General features: G+C 70.2%; 14 protein-coding genes and 1 pseudogene. 5 read left to right on the top strand and 10 right to left on the bottom strand.

What is annotated here, in order from left to right; genetic code table 11:
- The 3 genes from ACIG5F_RS28965 to ACIG5F_RS28955 all read right to left on the bottom strand — a co-directional run.
- On the bottom strand, positions 1-644 hold a 644-nt coding region (locus ACIG5F_RS28965; protein WP_396522802.1), incomplete at its 3' end, for a DUF222 domain-containing protein.
- 311 nt (positions 645-955) lie between these two features.
- Positions 956-2,233, bottom strand: a complete 1,278-nt coding sequence (gene ltrA, locus ACIG5F_RS28960; protein ID WP_396522800.1) for a group II intron reverse transcriptase/maturase — start codon at positions 2,231-2,233, stop codon at positions 956-958.
- A 754-nt stretch (positions 2,234-2,987) separates the two neighbouring features.
- The gene (locus ACIG5F_RS28955) at positions 2,988-3,398 is read right to left on the bottom strand and encodes an HAD-IA family hydrolase (protein ID WP_396522821.1); all 411 of its coding nucleotides are present in this window, start codon (positions 3,396-3,398) and stop codon (positions 2,988-2,990) included.
- Positions 3,399-3,523: 125 nt separating this feature from the next.
- Here ACIG5F_RS28955 and ACIG5F_RS28950 point away from each other — a divergent pair, with 125 nt between their 5' ends.
- The gene (locus ACIG5F_RS28950) at positions 3,524-3,946 is read left to right on the top strand and encodes an Rv3235 family protein (RefSeq protein ID WP_396522798.1); all 423 of its coding nucleotides are present in this window, start codon (positions 3,524-3,526) and stop codon (positions 3,944-3,946) included.
- A 54-nt stretch (positions 3,947-4,000) separates the two neighbouring features.
- Here ACIG5F_RS28950 and secA read toward each other — a convergent pair whose 3' ends face one another.
- Positions 4,001-6,814 (bottom strand): preprotein translocase subunit SecA, encoded by a 2,814-nt coding sequence (secA, locus tag ACIG5F_RS28945; protein WP_396522796.1) that lies wholly within the window; start codon positions 6,812-6,814, stop codon positions 4,001-4,003.
- 146 nt (positions 6,815-6,960) lie between these two features.
- Positions 6,961-7,629, bottom strand: coding sequence for a ribosome hibernation-promoting factor, HPF/YfiA family (gene hpf / locus ACIG5F_RS28940; protein ID WP_396522794.1), 669 nt, complete (start codon positions 7,627-7,629; stop codon positions 6,961-6,963).
- A gap of 746 nt (positions 7,630-8,375) precedes the next feature.
- On the opposite strand from hpf, the gene ACIG5F_RS28935 reads away from it, so the two are divergent.
- Positions 8,376-9,035 carry a ComF family protein gene (locus ACIG5F_RS28935; RefSeq protein WP_396522792.1) on the top strand — a complete coding sequence of 220 codons (660 nt, stop codon included), beginning with the start codon at positions 8,376-8,378 and terminating at the stop codon, positions 9,033-9,035.
- A 46-nt stretch (positions 9,036-9,081) separates the two neighbouring features.
- Here ACIG5F_RS28935 and ACIG5F_RS28930 read toward each other — a convergent pair whose 3' ends face one another.
- The 3 genes and pseudogenes from ACIG5F_RS28930 to mtrA all read right to left on the bottom strand — a co-directional run bounded on the left by ACIG5F_RS28930 (position 9,082) and on the right by mtrA (position 13,615).
- Positions 9,082-10,824 (bottom strand): LpqB family beta-propeller domain-containing protein, encoded by a 1,743-nt coding sequence (locus ACIG5F_RS28930; RefSeq protein WP_396522790.1) that lies wholly within the window; start codon positions 10,822-10,824, stop codon positions 9,082-9,084.
- Between the two features lie 491 nt (positions 10,825-11,315).
- A pseudogene (gene mtrB, locus ACIG5F_RS28925) lies at positions 11,316-12,923 on the bottom strand (MtrAB system histidine kinase MtrB); the annotation flags it as partial.
- Positions 12,924-12,937: 14 nt separating this feature from the next.
- Positions 12,938-13,615: an MtrAB system response regulator MtrA gene (gene mtrA / locus ACIG5F_RS28920; RefSeq protein WP_211765278.1), complete on the bottom strand. Its 678-nt coding sequence runs from the start codon at positions 13,613-13,615 to the stop codon at positions 12,938-12,940.
- Positions 13,616-13,839: 224 nt separating this feature from the next.
- Between mtrA and ACIG5F_RS28915 the strand changes: the two genes are divergently transcribed.
- Complete coding sequence (locus ACIG5F_RS28915; RefSeq protein WP_396522787.1) at positions 13,840-14,328, top strand: VOC family protein; 489 nt, start codon at positions 13,840-13,842, stop codon at positions 14,326-14,328.
- On the opposite strand, the gene ACIG5F_RS28910 is transcribed toward ACIG5F_RS28915, so the two are convergent.
- Positions 14,329-14,964, bottom strand: a complete 636-nt coding sequence (locus tag ACIG5F_RS28910) for a dTMP kinase (RefSeq protein WP_396522785.1) — start codon at positions 14,962-14,964, stop codon at positions 14,329-14,331.
- A 125-nt stretch (positions 14,965-15,089) separates the two neighbouring features.
- Here ACIG5F_RS28910 and ACIG5F_RS28905 point away from each other — a divergent pair, with 125 nt between their 5' ends.
- A complete protein-coding gene (locus ACIG5F_RS28905) occupies positions 15,090-16,421 on the top strand; it encodes a DnaJ domain-containing protein (protein ID WP_396522783.1) in 1,332 nt (443 codons plus the stop codon).
- Between the two features lie 69 nt (positions 16,422-16,490).
- Here the strand turns inward: ACIG5F_RS28905 and ACIG5F_RS28900 are convergent, their stop codons facing one another.
- The gene (locus ACIG5F_RS28900) at positions 16,491-19,568 is read right to left on the bottom strand and encodes a GH92 family glycosyl hydrolase (RefSeq protein WP_396522781.1); all 3,078 of its coding nucleotides are present in this window, start codon (positions 19,566-19,568) and stop codon (positions 16,491-16,493) included.
- Positions 19,569-19,816: 248 nt separating this feature from the next.
- On the opposite strand from ACIG5F_RS28900, the gene ACIG5F_RS28895 reads away from it, so the two are divergent.
- The gene (locus tag ACIG5F_RS28895; protein ID WP_396522779.1) at positions 19,817-20,698 is read left to right on the top strand and encodes a hypothetical protein; all 882 of its coding nucleotides are present in this window, start codon (positions 19,817-19,819) and stop codon (positions 20,696-20,698) included.
- Positions 20,699-20,834 lie beyond the last annotated feature (136 nt).

Here is a 20,834-nt window from a genome sequence, read left to right as displayed (position 1 = left end):
TTCTGGTCGGTGGTGCGGCAGTCCTTGCACAGGGCGCGGGCGTCGGCGGTGGCGATGTCGTAGCACTGCCGGGCGTCGATCGCGGACATGCGGATCCGCAGCTCGGCCATGCCATTGGGCAGGGGGTAGAACTCGATCCGGCGTTCCGTGTCGCGGGCCTTCTGGCGGCGCTGCTCGTAGCCCAGCGGATCAGCCTCGGCCACCAGCTTGGTGGTCCGACGGGCCAACTGGGTCCGGGTCAGCTCAGCGGCGACCTCGACCAGCTGGTCCTCGATCTGGGGGATCGTGGCGGGGTCGAGGTGGACCACCCGCTCGTCCACGGTCTCCAACCGACGCAGGTCGATCTCCCCACGCCGCAGCTGCTCACACAGCCGAGGCAGCCGGTCCAGGACCTCGGCGCGCTCCTGCTGGCGGAACAGGGACTGCTCCGACTCGTGGGTGGCCATGGACATCTCGGCCAGGTCGTCGAAACCCCGAAGAATGCACAACCGAGCGTGGTCGGCAACCGCCGTGATCTTGCGGGCCATGACGAATGCGGTGACTTGTTGCTCAGCGGTCAGAGTGGAGAGATCCGCGCCGAGGAGCAGGTCCAGCATCGCCCCCGAAGGCTCAGCGGATTCCAACTCTCGGGTGATTTCTGACATACCCCAAGAATACCCCTATTCAAGATCCAAATCGAACCACTAACGGGTGAACCTGTGTTTCATGCATAATCGCAACGACCCCACAACCAGCATCACGACCCCGCCCACAGCACCACGGCGACAATCATCTACACCTCCAGGCTCCGGAGGGTGGATTTTGCGCGGAGGGGGGCGATGGCATAAGCTTGTTGCGTATCGAGGCAGGCGGAGCCTGCCCGATAGCGCCTTGATACGCCATCGCCCAGAGGGGTGAGTCGGCAGCGGGAACTTCCCCCGCTGCCGCTCTCAGAACCGTGCGTGAACCTCTCAGCTCACACGGCTCCCATCGTCCAACCTGCCGGCTTCGCGCCAAAGCGCCAGTGAGCAAAGAACCCCGGATACACCCGGCAGATCTCCGCCAGCTTCTCCCGCGCCCGCCGGTAACTCCGCCGCAACCGCTTATACTTCCGAACCAGCCATCGCACCAAACACTCGTTGATGCGACGAAGGAGACGAACCAACTCGGACTTGTAGAAGACACCGTAATAGTTGATCCACCCTTGCACGATCTGGTTGACCATCCGCGCGAGGGCCTTCATGTCACGGCCGGTGTGCCGCCCGATCTGCCAGGACTTGATCTCATACCCCATGTCCTTCCTCGCCGCCGCGCTGACCGCAGGCAGGAAGCTGGTGAACACCACCCCGCCCCTGCCCTTGGCCCCACGGGCCCGGAACGTGTACCCCAGAAACGTGAACTCCGCGCACGGGAACGTCCCGCCCCGTCGCCCGTCCCTGCAGTACACGATCATCGTCTTGGCCGGATGCAGCTCCATGCCAAGATCAGCGAGTCGAGACGCCACCGCGTCCCGGACCTGACGAGCCTGCCCCTCGGTGCGGCAGTGCACGACCACGTCATCGCAATACCGCTCGAACCTGACCGCCGGGAACTCCCGGGCCAGCCACACGTCCAGCGCGTAGTGCAGGAAAAGATTCGCCAACAACGGCGAGATCGCCGACCCCTGCGGGGTGCCGCGATCTCGGGCCGCCAGCGTCCCGTCGCGCTGTCGCAGCGGCGCGACCAGCCACCGCCGCACACACAACAGAACCCACCGCGCCTCGGTGTGCTTCTCCACAGCCGTGACCACCAGGTCATGGGGAACGGTGTCGAAGAACGCCGCGATGTCCAGATCGACCACCCAGTCGTACTCCCAACACCGCCGTCGGCACACCGCGATCGCATCCAACTGCGACCGCCCCGGACGGTAACCATAGGAGTCCGGATGGAACACCTTCTCCACCTCGGGCTCCAGGAACATCGCCACCGCCGTTTGCGCGACCCGGTCGGCCACCGTGGGCACGCCCAGCGTTCTCACGCCCACGCCACCGGGCTTGGGGATCTCCACCGCACGCACCGGGGGCGGAAAATGCGTCCCCGACGACATCCGATTCCAGATCTTGTACAGGTTGTTCTTCAGATCCTTCTCGAACGCCTCGATGGACACCCCGTCCACCCCGGCAGCACCCTTGTTGCCGCGAACCTTCTCGAACGCCTCCCACACCAACTGCTTCGAAATCGTAAACGGCTTACCTTCAGGCTGCGATTCGCCCATTCGACTCCTCCCAGGAACTCTGGTTGATCGCTGACCGAATCCGGACGACCCGACCCCTTCGCTCCACCCCCGTTACAGGAGCTTCCTCACTACTACGGGCCGGTCCGCCTCCCCGCCTCGCACCCGGTACTCAGTTCCTTGTAGTGGTAGCTACTTGAAACGCTCCCTCTCGCCGGCCGCGTCAACCCGCGACCGGCAGTGTCGAGGCGAGGGATTCCCATCTTCCGCGCCGGCGCCCAGACCACGCTCACGCCATCTCTGTGCCGGACACCGCCAGGCCAATAAACAGGCACCCGCCTGACTCATCCCGGGCCATGGAGACCTGCCCCGGTTTCGATGTCACTTTATTTGTTAACGACACGTTCCCGATGGTTCACACGCGTTCGTCTTCGTGGTCCACACCTGCCGCCTTCAACGACGACTTTTCTGCGACGCTCACCACCACGACTCATTCACCGCAGCAGCTCGCAGTGGTTTGAGACCTCCTCCTGCAAGGCGATCCCGGAGGGCCTACCTCCATCACCGGCACAGCACCGCTCTCAGCGTCCTTCGGCTTCTACCCGACAGCACCTCCGAAAACGTCAATGGCACACTCTCCGCGCAAAATCCACCCGGAGTAGCCTGGATAACGCCCCCTCAAACAGCCCCCACCCCTCAACCGAACAACACCCCCACCTCTCATCGCAATCCCCACCCCCGGCAACCGCGCGGCGCGGGCACGCAAAGCACACCCACACCCACCAATCCACCCCACTCACCCACGATCGAAATCGACACCCAACAAGGTACTGAGCTCATCCAAGGTCGCCGCCACAGCCGTATGGTGCACACCGACCAATCCCGCGGCCACCGCCCCACGAATATTCACCGCAAGGTCGTCGACAAAAACGCATTCCCCCGCCGCCAACCCGAGCCGAGCGACCGTCAGACGGTAGATTTCCACGTCAGGTTTGGCCACGCCAACATCGCCGGAGAAGACCAGCACGTCGAAAAGCCGGTCCAGCCAAGGGATCGGCTCACCAGGACCGTCCGCATTGGACAGCAGAGCGGTGCGGATGCCCGCTTGGCGGGCGGCGAGCACGGCGCCGATGAGCGGGGGCTCGGCGGCGGCGTCGGGGCCGCGGTCGGTGAGCACGCCGCCGAAGTCGACGATCAGTCCCTTCATCACCCCATCAGGCTACGGCGGTCCCGCACCGTCCGGCGGCTGGCTCTGTCCGGCCATGGGGGAGCGAGCAAACGGGGGCTTCATTGGCTCAGCCATGGCGTGTCACCACGATCGAGGAACCGATCGTGCTCCGGGCCCTGCCCGACTATGAACCGAAACCTGGGCCGTCGCCGCGGGGCAACCGCGGTCGGCGGCGGCTGCGGGTGGTGGCGGAACCGCCGCCGCCGGTGGGCGAGGTGCCGCCGGCGCTGGCCGGCCGGATCCGCCACCTGATCAACCAGGTGTTGGAGGCGCTCGACGGCCGGCGGCCGGTGGTTCAGCTGCGCCCGCAGTTCACGCCGGCGGCCTACGGTTCGATCGAGACCAGGGCCCGCCGCCCGCGCGCCACGGCGAACCGGAGCCGGCTGCACAGCCTGCACGCCCAGCAGCCGACAACCGGCATCGTGGAGGCCTGCGGGGTCGCGGAGATCGACACCCGGCGGCAGGCGCTGGCGGCGCAGTTCGAGGTGCAGGAACCGTTGCGGTGCAACGTGTTCCGGGTGCTGTGAGGACGAGAACGGGGCGGGCCCGCCAGGGTCCGCCCCGTTCTCGTCGTCACGGAGTCAGCGACGCGGACGCTTGCGGTCCTGCTTGGACTGCGACCGGGCGGCGGCGCGGCGCTCGCGGCGGCTGCCGCTGTCGCCGTTGGCGTCGGCCTTGTCCTGACGGGAATCCGCCTCGCCGTCCTCGTTGGGCCCGCTGTAGGACAGCCGCTGCTGCTCGTGCTGCCCCAGGCCCTTGCCCCGCAGCGCGGGCGGCACCTGGGTGCCCGGCGCGGGCTGCGGCGGGGCGGGCGGCGCGGCCACCGCGCCCTGCTGCTGGGCCTGCGCCAGCGCGATCGGCGGCACGTCGGACGCGGCGACCTGCACGGGCTCCGGCTCGGCCGCCTCGACCTGGAGGTTGAACAGGAAGCCGACGGTCTCCTCCTTGAGGCCCTCCAGCATCCCGTTGAACATGTCGAAGCCCTCGCGCTGGTACTCGACCAGCGGGTCGCGCTGGGCCATGGCCCGCAGGCCGATGCCCTCCTTGAGGTAGTCCATCTCGTAGAGGTGCTCGCGCCACTTGCGGTCCAGCACCGACAGCACGACGCGGCGCTCCAGCTCGCGCATGGCGCCCTCGCCGACCTTGCCGTCGATGTCGGCCTCGCGGGCGGCGTAGGCCGACCGCGCGTCCTCGAGCACGGCTTCCAGCAGCCGCTCGCCGGTGAGGTCCTCGGACTCGTCCTCGGTCAGCTCGTCCCAGCTCAGCGACACCGGGTACAGCGTCTTGAGCGCGGTCCACAGCTTCTCGTGGTCCCAGTCCTCGGCGTAGCCGCCCTCGGTGGCCGCGGTGACGTACGCGGTGACCACGTCGGTGATCATCTGCTGCACGTTGTCGTGCAGGTCCGCGCCCTCGAGCACGAGGCGGCGCTCGGCGTAGATCACCTTGCGCTGCTGGTTCATCACCTCGTCGTACTTGAGCACGTTCTTGCGGATCTCGAAGTTCTGCTGCTCGACCTGGGTCTGCGCGCTGCGGATGGCCCGGGTGACCATCTTGTGCTCGATCGGCACGTCGTCCGGCACCCGCAGCCGGGTCATCACGGCCTCGACCATGGACGCGTTGAACCGCCGCATCAGCTCGTCGCCCAGCGACAGGTAGAACCGGGACTCGCCCGGGTCGCCCTGGCGGCCGGAGCGGCCGCGCAGCTGGTTGTCGATACGCCGCGACTCGTGCCGCTCGGTGCCCAGCACGTACAGGCCGCCGAGCTCACGCACCTCGTCGGCCTCGGCCTTGACCTGGGCCTTGGCCTCCTCGAGCGCAATCTGATAGGCGGCGCGCCACTCGTCGGGCGTCTCGTCCGGGTCGAGGCCGCGGGCCCGCAGCTCCTCCTCGGCGATGGACTCCGGGTTGCCGCCGAGCATGATGTCGGTGCCTCGACCGGCCATGTTGGTGGCCACGGTGACCGCGCCCTTGTGGCCGGCCTGGGCGACGAACAGCGCCTCCTTGGCGTGGTTCTTCGCGTTCAGCACGTTGTGCGGGATGCCCCGCTTGACCAGCAGCTTGGACAGGTACTCGGAGCGCTCGACGCTGGTGGTGCCGATCAGGACCGGCTGGCCCTTCTCGTGCCGCTCGGCGATGTCGTCGGCGACCGCCTCGAACTTGGCCTCCTCGGTCTTGTAGACCAGGTCGGGCATGTCGCGGCGGATCATCGGCCGGTTGGTCGGGATCGGCTGCACGCCGATCTTGTACGTCTGGTGGAACTCGGCCGCCTCGGTCTCGGCGGTGCCGGTCATGCCGCCGAGCTTGTCGTAGAGCCGGAAGAAGTTCTGCAGCGTGATCGTGGCCAGGGTCTGGTTCTCGGCCTTGATCTCGACGCCTTCCTTGGCCTCGATCGCCTGGTGCATGCCCTCGTTGTAGCGGCGGCCGGCCAGCACGCGGCCGGTGAACTCGTCGACGATGAGCACCTCGCCGTCGCGGACCAGGTAGTCCTTGTCCCGCTTGTAGAGCTCCTTGGCCTTGAGCGCGTTGTTCAGGTAGCCGACCAGCGGGCTGTTCGCGGCCTCGTACAGGTTGTCGATGCCCAGCTGGTCCTCGATGAACGTCACGCCGGCCTCGGTGACGCCGACGGTGCGCTTGCGCTCGTCCACCTCGTAGTGGGTCTCGTTGCGCATCATCGGCGCGAGCCGGGCGAACTCCTGGTACCAGCGCGAGGACTGGTCGGCCGGGCCGGAGATGATCAGCGGCGTGCGGGCCTCGTCGATCAGGATCGAGTCCACCTCGTCGACGATGGCGTAGTTGTGGCCCCGCTGGACGCACTCCTCCAGCGTCCACGCCATGTTGTCGCGCAGGTAGTCGAAGCCGAACTCGTTGTTGGTGCCGTAGGTGATGTCGGCGTTGTAGGCCTCGCGCCGCTGCTCCGGCGTCAGGTCGGCGACGATCACGCCCACCTTCAGGCCCAGGAAGCGGTGGATGCGGCCCATCCACTCGGCGTCGCGCTTGGCCAGGTAGTCGTTGGTGGTGATGACGTGCACGCCGTCACCCGAAAGGGCGTTGAGGTAGGCCGGCAGCACACAGGTCAGGGTCTTGCCCTCACCGGTGCGCATCTCGGAGATGTGCCCGAGGTGCAGCGCCGCGCCACCCATCAGCTGCACGTCGTAGTGCCGCTGGCCGAGCACCCGCTTGGCCGCCTCGCGGGTGACCGCGAAGGCCTCCGGCAGCAGTTCGTCCAGGCTCTCCCCGTCGGCGTAGCGCTTGCGGAACTCGTCGGTCTTGGCCCGCAGCTCATCGTCGGACAGGTCGACGACGTCCTCTTCGAGAGAGTTGATGAGCTTCGCGATGTTGCGCAGGCGCTTGAGCATCTTGCCTTCGCCGGCGCGGAGCAATCGGGACAGGACCATCCGGGGGACCTCGCTCGTCGGGTTCTCGTCACGCGCCCTGGGTGCGGACGCCCTTTTCCGTCATCGTAGGCGGCTCGACCGACAAGAGGTAACGGCCGGCCCCCAGTACAACGTGGAAGCCGGCCGTCGAGGTTCCCGAGTGCGCGTCAGCCCAGCCTGATCACGCCGTAGTCGAATCCCTTCCTGCGGTAGACGACGCTCGCGCACTGCTTGTCGGCGTCGTGGAAGAGGTAGAAGTCGTGTCCGACCAGCTCCATCTCGTAGAGGGCCTGGTCGACGGTCATCGGCTTGGCGGGGTGCTCCTTCTCGCGGACGATCTGCCCGGGGAGCGATTCGTCGACGGCGGCCTCGTCCCACCGCTGGGCCGGCACTTCGGCCAGACCCGGGTCGTAGGCGGGCGCCATCTCCAGCACGGCCGTCGCGGCGGCCTGCATGCCGTCGTCGACGGGAGAAGCCAGGGCGCCGATAGCGCCAGTGGCCTCGGCGACCGACGCGGGACTGCGACGGCCGTAGTGCACGCGGCGACGATCATGCATCTTGCGCAGCCGGTTCTCCAGCTTGTTCACCGCGCAGTCGAGCGCTCCGTAGAAGTCGCCGGCGCATGCCTCGGCACGCACCACGGGGCCCCGCCCCTTGGCTGTGATCTCGACCCGCTGGCAGTTCTTGGACTGCCGGCGGTTGGGCTCGTGGAACAGTTCCACGTCGAATCGGATGACCTTCTTGTCGTAGCGCTCAAGACGGGCCAGCTTGTCGGCCACGTGCACCCGGTAGTGATCGGGCACCTCGACGTTGCGGCCCTTCACGACGATGTCCATACACGACCTCCCTCGCTGCTGCGAGAACATCAATGCTGGGGATGGTGTTCGGCGCCGGGTGGTGACCGAGGCGGCCTAGATGCCGCTGCTCGCCGGCGCCAGGGTCATGGGCTGTTCGCCTCCTCCCCGCGGGCCGGAATGCTGATAGCGGAGCACGTTAGCCCCGGATTCGCCGTTGCGACAGACCCCGTTGCAGGGGAGTTCAAAGCATCACTTTCCGTGACCGAACCGGTCGCGGGCGTGCAACGGGAGCGCGCCCGCAGCACAGAGCGCACCGAACGGGTGGGACCCGCTTCACTCCGACGGCGCAGGACCCACTCCGGCCGAGGTCGCCGACCTGCTGCGGCGAACGGGCTGAGCGGGGGCCTCATATCGGGGCAACGTGCCAGTCCAGCCCGGGGTTCCCGGTCACGTGTGCGACCCGCGGCCACCGCATCGGGTCGCCCCGATGGGGGTAGTCGCGATGCGCGACCGGCCGTCGGGGGCGATCTTGGCCTGACCGGCCGAAACCGGGGTCAGTGATCGAGTCCCCCGGGCCAAGTTCACCCATGTGGGTGGTATCTCTCGATCACCCGCACTGAAGGTCGTGGCCAAAAACCCGACATTCGCTTCACGCGCACCCCCTGGTCGCGGTGTGAGGTTCTCTCACTCGTATGAAACCTCTTCAGGTTCGAGGCGATACCCGAACTCACGGGTAATAAACGCGGCCGGGCCCGACTGCCAGGTTCGGGGTGCATGGTGGGCCCGTGACGACGAAACTGCTCGATCTTGTCCTGCCGGTCCGCTGCGTCGGTTGCCGAACGAATGGTCGGTTGTGGTGCGAGTCCTGCGCGGGCGAATTCGGCGGCCCCACGCCGGTCCGCCGGCCGGCGATCGCCGCCGGCCCGCCGGCCTACGCGCTGGCCGGTTACCGCGGCCCGGCCCGCGACGCGGTGCTGGCGTACAAGGAACGCGGCCGGCGAGAGCTGGCCGAGCCGCTCGGGGCGGCCGTGGCCAGGGCCCTGCCCTGGGTGCCCGAGGCCAGGCCCGGTCCGGACGGCGTGTGGTGGCTGGTGCCGGCCCCGTCGCGACGGCGGACCTCTCGGCTGCGGGGCGGCGAGCACATGACCAACCTGGCCCGCTGGTGCGCCGCCGGGCTGGCCCGGGCCGGTCACGGCGCGGCCGTGGCGCCGATGCTCGAACTCGCCCCCGCCGCCGCCGACTCCGTCGGCCTGGATCCGGCCGCCCGCGCCGCCAACCTGGCCGGTCGGGTCCGGCTCCGTCCCCGGGCCAGCCCGCCCCGCCGCAGCCCGGTCGTGCTGCTCGACGACGTCATCACCACCGGCGCGACCGCCGCCGCGTGCCACCGGGTCCTCACCGAAGCCGGAATGGAGGTGACCGCCGTGGTAGCTCTCACGGCCACGTGACCGGCCGCCCGTTCCGGACCGAGCTGGCAGACCGGCTGTCGACCGGCTAGCCCGGGTAGAAGGGGATCGCGGTGGAGCCGCGGCCGACGGTGACGCCGCCCTGCACCCGCCACACCGAGTTCGAGTCGGAGGAGATCCACATGCCGCCGGCGTCCACCACGATGACCGGGCGGCTGGGGGCGGCGGTGACGGCGGTGACCGGGGCGGTGAGGTTGGCGGCGTTGTAGCGGTTGAACACCGGGTCGCCGTCGGCGGCGACCTGGACGATGGGTGACTCCTGGGAGGAGGTGGCGACCACGAGCTGGTCCTGAAGCAGCCAGTCCACGCCGACCACGCTGGTCAGGGTGTCGGGCAGCAGGATCCGCGGCGAGTGCAGGGCGACGGTGTCCGAGTTGGGGGTGCGGACGACCGCGCACACGATGAGCTGCGAGTTCACGATCAGGGCGGCCCGGGTGCCGTCCCGGGACAGCCGCAGGTCGGTGATCGCGCCGAACCCGCTCAGGTCGTTGGTGTTGACCGGGTGCGGCACCCAGGCGCCGTCGGCCGACTTGACCACGCGCGCCACCCGGCTGCCGTCGGCGACGGTCCACACCTCGTTGCTGGCGTCGGTGGCGGAGTCGGCGGAGACCCAGGTGGGTCTGGTCAGCGTGCTCGCGGTCAGGTCGACCACCGGCGCGACCTGGGTGAGGCCGCCGACCCGCAGCCGGGCGTCCTTGCTGACGGTGGCCAGTTCGCTGCCGTCGATGGACTGGGCGGCGGTCTGCACCTCGTAGGAGCCGTTGCCGGCCGGCCCGTTCAGCGGCTTGCCGTCGAGCTGCTTGATGCGTCCGTCCTGCACGATCAGGCCGGTCAGGTCGGGGCCGGGGCTGGTGCCGATGTCGTAGGCCGGCAGGTCGCCGATGCGCCAGTCCAGGCGGTCCGGGGACAGGGCGGTGCCGTCCTGCTCGATGCGGATCCGGCTGTTGGTGACCACGGCCAGCGACTGCACGACCTGGGCGATGACCAGCTTCACGTTGGCCGGCGACAGGTCGCCGACCCGGCTGAGGTTGACCAGCACCGCCCCGTCGCCGGTCTCGACGCCACCGGAGTGCAGCACGGCGTCGGGGCCAAGGGCGCTGGTCAGCGCGCCCTGCATGGCGTCGGACGGGCCGGCCAGCAGCCGGTCGATCACGCGTGCCGGCAGGCCGTTGCTGGGCTGGGACACGATGTAGCGCAGGTCGGGCACCAGCACCCGCTTCTGCGGGTCCAGGAAGTACACCTTGACCTGGCGGTACACCTCGTTGAACCGGTCCAGCGTCATGTAGGCGCCCGACGGCGGCGCGCTGATCCGCCACTGGCCGTCCTGCTTGTCCACGGTCAGCGGCAGCGTGTTCGCCATGGACTGGGGCACGAACGCCGCGTCGGCGCCAAGGCGGCCGATGATCTGCATGGTCACCTGGACCGTGGCGTGATCGGGCTTGGACTGCTCGGGCAGCGTGTTGAAGGTGTCCTGGATGATCGTGATCGACGAGCCGGGCTGCCACTTGGGCTGCGCGGCCCTGGTCAGGTAGGCCCGGCCGGCGGCGTAGTTGGAGTTCGGGTCGGCGTCGGCGTTCAGGAACGCCCGCACCAGGTCGGCCGGCTGGAGGTCCTTCGGCGGCTCCGGGGCCGACGGCGGCTTGCCACCGCCGTCGCCGGCGGCGACGCCCTGCGCCGGCGTCTCGTCCGGGATGGCCGCGCAGCCGGCGACGGCGGCCAGCGCGGTCAGCAGCGCGATCAGCAACAGCGCCGGGCGGGACCGCCGGATCACCGGGCCTCCCCAGCGGACTTCGAGTTCGCGAACGTGGGCCCGCTCGGGTCGGCCGGCTCGTCCGAGCCGCGCGCGGCGGCCGGGGGCGCGGCGTCGGGCTTGGGCGGCAGCGGGTAGAGCCGAGATTCCGAGGCCCGCGACGGGAACGGGGACGCCGGCGTGTTGGGCACGCCGTCCAGCTCGGGATCGTGGCCGATCACGCCGGTCTCGCCGGCCGGCTCGTCGCCGGGCTCCCAGGTCAGGGCCGGTGTGGCGGCGGGCTCCCAGGTCAAAGGGGGTGCGGCGGCCGGCTCATGGCCGGATTCCCAGGTCAAGGTCGGGGAGGCGACGGGCTCGTCGCCCAGCTCCCCGGCGGTGTCCGGGCCGGCGGCCGGCTCGTCCAGGGCCACGGACTCGGCCGGCTGCCAGGCGATCTCCTCGACCTCGGAGTCGGCCTCGACCTCGGCCACGACCAGGGGGCTGACCTCGGCTTCGTCGAGCTCGCGGACGGGCGGGTCCTCGTCGGGGGGCAGCGCCAGCGGACTGTCGGTGAGCTCATGGCCCTGGCGGCGGGGCAGCGTGAGCCGGAAGCAGGCGCCCTGGCCGCGGTCGCCCCAGGCCTCCAGCCAGCCGCCGTGCAGCCGGGCGTCCTCGACGCTGATAGCCAGGCCGAGGCCGGTGCCGCCGGTGCGGCGGTTGCGGGAGGGGTCGGCCCGCCAGAAGCGGTTGAACACCAGCTCGGCCTCGCCCTCGCGCAGGCCGACGCCGAAGTCCCGGACGACGATGGCCACGGCGTGCTCGTCGGCGGCGACGCGGACCCGCACGGGCAGGCCCTCGCCGTGGTCGACGGCGTTGTTGAGCAGGTTGCGCAGCACGCGTTCGACCCGGCGGGCGTCGATCTCGGCCGGGACCTCGGCGTCGGGCATGTAGGTCTCGACGACGCTGCCGGAGCTGGCGGCGACCGGCCCGACGGCGGCGACGGCACGCTCCACGACGCCCCGCACGTCGACCAGGTCGGCGGTGAGCTCGTCGACGCCGGCGTCCAGGCGGCTGATCTCCAGCAGGTCGCCGAGCAGCGCCTCGAACCGGTCCAGTTCGTCGACCAGCAGCTCGGTGGAGCGGGCCAGGCCGGCGGGGAACTGCTCCCGGGAGGCGTGCAGCACGTCGGCGGCCATCCGCACGGTGGTCAGCGGGGTGCGCAGCTCGTGCGAGACGTCGGAGGTGAACCGCCGCTGGAGCAGGCCGAACTCCTCCAGCTGCCGGATCTGGGCCTGGATGCTCTCGGCCATCTCGTTGTACGACTCGGCCAGCCGGGCCACGTCGTCCTCGCCGACGACCGGCATCCGGTCGTCGAGCTTGCCGTCGGCGAAGCGCTCGGCCACCTCGGCGGCCTGCCGCACCGGGCGGACCACCTGCCGGGTGACCAGGTTGGTGATGCCGGCCAGCAACAGCAGCAGCACGATGCCGGCCACGATCAGGGTGTTCTGCACGACCTCGGTGGTGTGCTGCTCGGCGGTCAGCGGGAACAGCAGGTACAGCTGCACCGGGTGGTTGGCGCTGGGCACCTGGGCGCCGACCATGAGCATCGTGGTCGGCACGCCGTCCCGGCTCACGGTGTGGATCCGGGTGGCGATCTCGTCGTTCTGCACGAACCGCTTGAGATCGTCGGGGATGTCCCCGTAGTGCGCGGTCGCGGTGGCGTTGCCGGCCGAGTCCTTGGTCAGCGCGTCGGCCAGGATCGGCTCGAACGCGCCGGCCGAGGAGCCGTCGATGTTCGGGGCCCCGCTGCTGGTCAGCGAGTTGAGCGCGGCGTTGAAGCGGGTGATCAGGCTGTCCGGCCCGGGGCTGACGCCGACCAGCTGGTGCTGCACGGCCGTCACGCTGGCCTTGATCTGGGCGGTCGCGGCGGTCGTCTTGCTGCTCAGCATCTGGTCGGTGATCTGCGACTGGAGCACCATTCCCAGCACGAAGACGACGGCCGAGGACAGCGCGAGCGTGCTGACCACCACCCGCAGCTGCAACGACCGCCGCCACAGCTCGCTGGCCTGTTGCCAGCGCTCCCGCACCAGGGCCGGCGCGTCCTGCACCCACCGGGTCACCGGCCTGGTGTCCACCCGCATCGGTCAGGCCCCGGTCACGGAGGACCGGCCTTGTACCCGACGCCACGCACGGTGAGCACCACCTCGGGGTGCTCCGGGTCCTTCTCGACCTTGGACCGCAGCCGCTGGACGTGCACGTTCACCAGCCGGGTGTCGGCCGCGTGCCGGTAGCCCCACACCTGCTCCAGCAGCACCTCGCGGGTGAACACCTGGCGCGGCTTGCGGGCCAGCGCGACCAGCAGGTCGAACTCCAGCGGGGTGAGCTGGATGGCCTGCCCCTCGCGGGTGACCTCGTGCCCGGGCACGTCGATGGCCAGGTCGCCGATGGCCAGCACCTCGGCCGGCTCGGACTCGGTGCGCCGCAGCCGGGTGCGGATGCGCGCGACCAGCTCCTTGGGCTTGAACGGCTTGACCACGTAGTCATCGGCGCCGGACTCCAGGCCCAGCACGATGTCCACGGTGTCGCTCTTGGCCGTGAGCATCACGATCGGCACGCCGGACTCGGCCCTGATCGCCTTGCACACGTCGATGCCGTTCATCCCGGGCAGCATGAGGTCGAGCAGCACCAGGTCGGGTTTGAGCTCACGCAGCGCCGGCAGCGCCCGCGCGCCGTCGGCGACGACTGCGGTGTCGAACCCCTCACCGCGCAGCACGATGGTGAGCATCTCCGCCAGGGCCGGGTCGTCATCGACCACCAGGACGCGTGCCTTCATGCCTACCATCGTCGCACTGCTGGCCGGGCGGCCGCGCGCACCCCAGCGATCAACACTCCGGTCGCCACCGGCTGCGATCGGTCCGTTGCGCTCCGCCGCGCTGCTCCAGCGCTCGCTCATGAGCCACCACCACCCTTGTCCCCGTCGGGTTCACGAGCTACAGCGTGTAACGCTCACGGTTCGTTACCGACGTTATAGTTGAATATTGAACAAGGGAGGCAGCGATGGCGATCCGCCGGCTCAACCACGCGGTGCTCTACGTGCGCGACACCGAACGCAGCGTCGCCTTCTACACCGGGCTGCTCGGGTTCCGGGTGGTGCACCAGTTCCCGGGCGCCGCGTTCCTGCAGGCCCCCGACTCCGACAACGACCACGACCTGGGCCTGTTCCAGGTCGGCCCGGACGCCAAGCCGTCCGGCGCGGGCCGCGACACCGTCGGCCTCTACCACCTGGCCTGGTCGGTGACCACGCTGACCGACCTGGCCGAGCACGCCGACCGGCTGCGCGCGGCCGGCGCGCTGGTCGGCGCGTCCGATCACGGGACGACCAAGGCGTTGTACGCCAAGGACCCCGACGGCATCGAGTTCGAGGTGTCCTGGCTGGTGCCGCTGGACCGGGTCGCCGAGGCGAAGCGGCAGGCCGCCGGCACCGGCCCGCTGGACATCGGCGCCGAGATCGAGCGCTGGGGCGGCGACCTGGTCGGGGCGCTCTAGCTAGCCCAGCAGCTGGTCGGCCAGCGCGCCGAAGTCGGCGCCGCCGACCCCGTCGACCACGGTCCACGGGGCGAGCCAGCCGGCATCGACGAACTGGTCGTAGACCACGGCGCAGCGGGACTGGAGGCCGTCGTCGGTCTCGTAGCTGTCCCGCTCGCGCTCGGTCTGCTCGCGGCCGGCGGCGCGCTGGGCGGCGACCTCGACCGGCACCCGCAGCAGCAGCTGGCGGTCGGGCAGCGGCAGCGCGAAGCGCTCGACCTCGAGGTCGTGAACCCAGCGCACGAAATCGCCGTTTACATCCTCATGCAGCCGCGCCGCCCCGTACGCCGCGTTCGACGCGATGTACCGGTCCAGCAGCACGACGTCGTGCGCGGCCAGCGCGGCGGTGATCCGCGGCTTCGCGGCCTGGCGGTCCAGGGCGAACAGCACGGCCATGCCGTGCACGGACTTCACCAGGTCGCCCAGCCGCAGGTACATGGCGTCGCGGACCAGATCGGCGTGCACGTCCTCGCCGTAGCGTGGGAAGGCGATCCGCGTCGCGCTGGCCCCCCGCTTGTCCAGTTCGGCGGTCAGCGCGTCGGACAGCGTCCGCTTGCCCGCGCCGTCAAGTCCCTCGATCACGACCAGCCTCGCCACGGGTGTCCACCCTACGGACTTAACCGATCGGGTGATGAAACGGCCCAGGTTGGACGGGACTCTGACGCCGAGGCAACCTATCGTGTTCGTACCCGCGCCAGACGTAGCCGCAGATGGGAAGGGCCGTGGGCGGAGTCGACTACTACGAGTTGTTGGAAGTGAAGCCTGGCGCCTCCCAGGCGGAGATCAAGTCTGCCCACCGTTCGCTGGTGAAGGTGCTGCACCCGGACGCCGGCGGCAGCCAGATCATGTTCCGGCTGGTCCAGGAGGCGTACGAGACGCTGTCCGACCCGGCCAAGCGCGCGGCCTACGACCGGCGGCGCTCCCTCGGCGTGCCCGAGCAGCGGCGGCCGCGGCCGCCGACCCCGCCGGAGTGGGAGGCCTGGGAGGAGTTCCAGGAGGAGGCCGCCCGCGCCGAGCGGGAGGAGCGGCCGCCCGAACCACCGCCCGAACCGGCCGGCTTCCCGTCCGGGCTGCGGGCCATCCCGACCGACTCGATCCCGTGGTGGCAGCGGGTCAACCCGGACTCGAAGGTGCACTGGCGGCCCGGGTTCGGCTGGGCCCAGCGCTGGTTCTTCACCGTGGCCGCGGTGTGGACGGCGCTGCTGGCCGCCACCGTGGTGCCGATGCTGGCCGGCGGCTTCTCCCTGGTCGCAGTGGTGATGATCGTGCCCGTCGCCTACGTGGCGGTGACCATCGCCGGCAAGGCGACCCCGAAGTTCCTGGCCGTGATCACCTACATCTGGGCCGCCGGCATGGCCGCGCTGGGCGTCTACGCCCTGGCCTCCGGCGCGCTGTCCGGGATCGCGGTGCTGCTGCTGGCCGCGGGCGTGTTCGCGCTGCCGCCACTGGGCCGCTGGTACCTGTCCTCCCGGGTGACCGAGCGGATCTTCACCCACGAGTTCCGGACGTTCAACCTGTTCGGCGCGCCGGGCACCCGGCTGCTGCCCTCGGAGGACGAGCCGGTCAAGGACTGCACCCGCAGCGAGTGGATGACGCTGGACCTGCTGTCCGGCTACCTGGGCCAGATCCCGGCCGCGCGCATCTTCCACGGCCTGGCCTGGCCCGGCTCGTCCCGGGCCGAGGTCGACCACGCCGTGCTGTGCGGGCGCAAGCTGCTGCTGATCGAGTCGAAGATGTGGCCGGCCGGGCACTACACCAGCGACGGCGACGGCGGCCTGCTGCGCGACGGCGAGAGCTTCGACGGCGGCTCGCTGCGGCTGAACCGCACCGTCGCCGCGTACCAGATGCTGCTGCCGAAGGTCCAGGTCGAGGGCATCGTGCTGGTGCACACCCCCGAGCCGGGCCTGGTGACCTGCCGGATGCCGGAGACGATGCCGCTGGAGGTCGTCAGCCCCGAGACGTTCGTCTGCCACGTCGGCGGCCGGCTCGCGAACGAGCCGGCCGTGATCGAGCGTGACGTGTTCCTGACGTTGTTGGATCAGGTCAAGGCGTGACATGGCGCCGCCTCCGGCGTCGCGGCTCGGCCCCCTCCAAGCCACTGCAACTTCCCGTGGTGGCGGCGGTTAAGGCGTGGCGACTGGGCATTGGCGGACCGCCAGCACGTCCGCCCCGACCGCGGTGAGATTCACCGCGGCGATGGTTTCGGCGCCGGCGTCGCCGGAGCCGTCGGAGGAGATCCGGAAGTCGGACTGGCCGTTCTCCCGGTGCGCGAACTTGGCGTCGGCGACCGTGACGGTCACCTCCTTCCACGTGCCGGTGCCGGTCTTGGTGACCCGCTTGGCGTCGACATAGGACTGGTTCACCGAGTCGTACTGGAGCACGAAGGTGTCGGTGCCGGAGTCCAGGTACCGCACGGTGATCGTGGCGTTGTACGGGCCGGTGCCGGGGATGGCCCGCTGGTCGGCCTGGAAGTACATGTACCGGTAGTCGCCCCAGTCGTTGGCGTGCACCATGCGCCGGCCCGACACCCCGTCCACGGTGACGGGCGCGGTCGCGCCGTCGTTGGCGTACTCGATCTGGGTGAGCCCGCAGTCGGTGTTGGTCGCGCCGAGGGTGCTGCACCCGGTGGTGGTGTGGTCGGTTCCGGCGACGGCGAAGTAGGCCGTGGCCCGTTGCTGGTGGCCGAAGTCGGCGGTCACCGGGTAGATGCCGTTGGCGGTGCCTTGAATCGTGACGGGCACGCTCTTGGTCCCGTTGGGCGGCACCAGAAGTTGCCCATGCGTCAACGATGCCGTCGCACCCTTGGCGACGGTCAGCGTCCATGGCACGGTCACCGGCTGGTCGGTCTGGTTGCGTGCGCCGACCTGGAACGTGTTGCCGGTCGAGGCCCCGAGCGGCGTCACGTAGCCCAGCGCCGGGGCTTCACCGTCCCGATAGGACTTCGGCGGCGCGGCGTTCCAGCCGGTGCCGTCGCCGAGCCGATACTGCACGCGCCCGCCCCAGGCCAGCAGGTCCGACGGCAGACCGGTCCGGTTCCACGGGATGCCGTTGACCGACAGGCCCTGGATGTGCGGCCCGGCGCCCTGAGTGTCGATCACGATCCGGCGGCCGGAGCCGGTACGGATCTCCACGTGCGGGAACAGCGGCGTGTTCACGGCCAGGTCGGTGGCGCCGGGCGTGACCGGGTAGAGGCCGAGCGCCGACCACACGTACCAGGCCGACTGCGCGCCGAGGTCGTCGTTGCCGGGCTCGCCGTCGGGCGTCGCCGCGAACAGCTGCGACTGCACCCGCCGCACCACGTCCTGGGTCTTCCACGGCTGGCCCAGGTAGTCGTACGTCCACGGCACGCTGAACATGGGCTCGTTGCCGGCCCAGTAGTACGGCTCGACCGGGCCGACGTTGAGCTTGGTGAACAGGTCGTCCAGGCGCTTGATCGCGGCGTCGCGGCCGCCGATCGCGCCGATGAGCCCAGCCAGGTTCTGCGGCACCATCCACGTGTACTGGGCGGCGTTGCCCTCGGCGAAGCCGGTCGGCGCGAACTGGCCGGGCGGCGGCGGCACGAGCACCGGCCCGGCCGGGTAGGCGCCGTCGGCGTCGTGCGGCCGGACGTAGCCGGTGGTCGGGTCGAACACGTGCTGCCAGTTCTGGCCCCGGGTCGCGAACGTCGCCGCCGTCTCCTCGTCGCCCAGCGCCGAGGCGAACCGGCCGATGGCGAAGTCGTCGATGGCGTACTCCTCGGTCATCGACACGTTCTCGTTGTCGGCCGAGGGCACGTAGCCCAGCTGCTGGTAGGCCTCGACGTTGGGCCGTTCCTCGTAGCCCCAGCCCACCTTGCCGGCCGTGGTCGCGCCCTTGACCAGCTGGGCCAGCGCCTTGCCGGCGTCGAAGTCCCTGGCCCCGAAGGCGTAGGCGCCGGCGATGATCGGCGCGACCGAGTCCCCGTTCATCACCCCGGACTCGTCGTTGTAGACCGGCCACTTGGGCAGCCAGCCGTACTGGTCGGCGTCGTTGACCAGGGACTGCATCATGTCCGATGTCTCGTCCGGGGCCAGCGTGGCCAGCAGCGGGATCTCGCAGCGGTAGATGTCCCAGCCGGAGAAGTTGGCGTACTGGGTGCGGCCGCCGGTGTTGTGCACCTTGCCGTCGAAGCCGGCGTAGCTGCCGTCGACGTCGTTGAAGGTCACCGGGTACTGGAGCGAGTGGTAGAGGGCCGCGTAGAACGTCTTGAGCTGGTCGGTCTGCCCGCCGCCGATGGCGATCCGGCCGAGGTAGGACGCCCAGCGGGCCTTGGTGGCGGCCTGCATGCCGGCGAAGTCCCATGCCGGCGCGTCGGCGGCCAGGTTCTTGGCCGCGCCGTCAACCGAGACGAACGAGATGGCCACCTTGGCCTTGAGCGTGGCGTCCTTGCTGACGTCGAAGTCGAGGGTCGCTCCGACCTGCGGCCCGGCGATCTGCGGACCGGCCAGGCCGCGGGCCTTCTCGTCCGGCGGCACGACGTTGGGCACGGCCACCGAGTTGCCGCTCCACGAGCTCTTGGCGGTGAACGGCCGGTCGAAGGTGATCATGTAGTGGACGGTGTACTTGTTGCCCTGGCCGCAGAATCCGCCCGAGGTGGCCGAGCCGGTGACGGTGCGGTCGTCGGGGAAGGCGACACTGGCGTCGGTGTCGCCGTTGAGGCTGCCGCCGGCCTTGACCAGCACGTGCGCCGGGGCGCCGGCCGGGAAGGTGAACCGGCCCTGGCCGGCCCGCTGGGCGGTGGTCAGCTCGGTCTTCACCCCGCCGGCGGTGACGGTGTAGTAGCCGGGTGAGGCCTGCTCACCCGTGTGCGTGAACGGCTCCTGCAACGACCAGGGCGTCGCGCCGACGTCGCCGCTGACCGGCAGGATCGGCACGTCGCCGAACTGGCGGCAGCCCACCGAGGCGTGCGTGAGGCTGAAGCCCTTGATGGTCTTGTCCTCGTAGGAGTAGCCGGCGTAGTGGTCGGCGGTGTCCGGGCTCCACTGGAGCATGCCGAAGGGTGTGCTCGGACCGGGGAAGTTGTTGATCTCGCCGACGGCCGCGCCCGCGGACCCGGTCCCGATCATCGGGTCGGTCAGCGCGACGGGATCGGCGAGAGGTGGTTGGCCGGCGACCGCGGGCGGCGCGAGAGAAACCTGTGCGAGCACCACCAGCGCGAGCAGGGTGACGACCAATGGGCGCATCTGACCCCCAAGACGGTGACAACGTTGACAGCGTCCTCAGCAGTGTCCGGCCCTGCCGTGAACCCGACAAGTGATCGTCAAAAACCGGTGTCGGAACCCGCAAGAGGCGCACCGGACAGGTCACTCGGAGGGGTCGCTATCAATCACCAAAACGAGTGACTACTCTAGCGTCCACTTGAGACACGGCAGGCCGGGAGATGGGTGGTGCCGCGTTGGCCGGGGAAAGCCTGGACGCGCCGAGTGAAAAAGTGCACCCGACTGGCGGACTGCCGCCCGCGCTAGCGACTGCGCTGCGTGATGGGCCGTTTCATCAGGCCCTGCACCAGGCGATCACCCATCGGGGCCTGCCGCTGGCCCGGCTGCGGGCGGCGCTGGACGAGGCCGGCACCCACATCGGGCAGTCCACCCTCAGCTACTGGCAGCGCGGGCTGCGCCGGCCCGAGATGCCCCGCGCCACCGAGGCGGTGCTGGCCCTGGAGCAGGTGCTGGACCTGCCGTCCAACTCGCTGCTGGGGCTGATCGAGCCGATGGGCGAGCACTCCGGGCGGTCCACCAGCCTGGCCGCCGAGGAGTTCGAGGCCGATCTGCGCAACGGGCTGCTCGACGTGCTCGCGCTGCACGAGGTCGTCACGGTCAACGCCGCGCGGACCCGGCGGTCGGTGCTGAGCCGGCTCGTGGTGCGCGGCAGCGCCGACGGCGCCGACCGCTACCTGGCGCTGCACCCGGCCGACGAGCAGGGGCGCGTCGAGCACTCCGCCGTGCACACCGGCGAGGGCTGCCGCGCCGGCCGCATGCGCAAGCGCGGGCCCGACGGCTCGGTGGCGTTCGAGCTGCTGTTCGACCGCCGGCTGCGGGCCGGCGAGATGCACGTGTTCAGCTACACCGTGATCGACACCGCCGTCGGCCAGACCGGCGGCCACCTGCGCCGCTTCCCCGCGCCCGCCGGCAACTACCTGCTCCAGCTGCGCTTCCACCGTGGCGTGCTGCCGGTGCGCTGCTTCCGTGAGCAGCATGGCGACGCCTTCGTGCACGAGGAGCTCAGCTACGGCCTCGACGGCGTGGTGAGCGCCTACTTCGAGCCCGTCAGCTGCGACCGCGCCGGCATCACCGTCCACTGGTCCAGCAGCTGACAGTCACGAAAAAGTGCGGAAGGGGGGGGGGGGGGCCCCCCCCACCCCGCCGGACCCCCCCCCCCCCCCACCACCCCACACCGGCGGCGCCCCCCCCCCCCCCCGCCCCGCCCAAACCAAGACCGGCGTGAGGGGC

Origin of the sequence: Kutzneria sp. NPDC052558 (assembly GCF_044547355.1) — a bacterium.
Taxonomy (GTDB): Bacteria; Actinomycetota; Actinomycetes; order Mycobacteriales; family Pseudonocardiaceae; genus Kutzneria.
The sequence above is the reverse complement of the archived record's forward strand: the minus strand, read 5'-3'. Positions and strand labels throughout refer to the sequence as shown.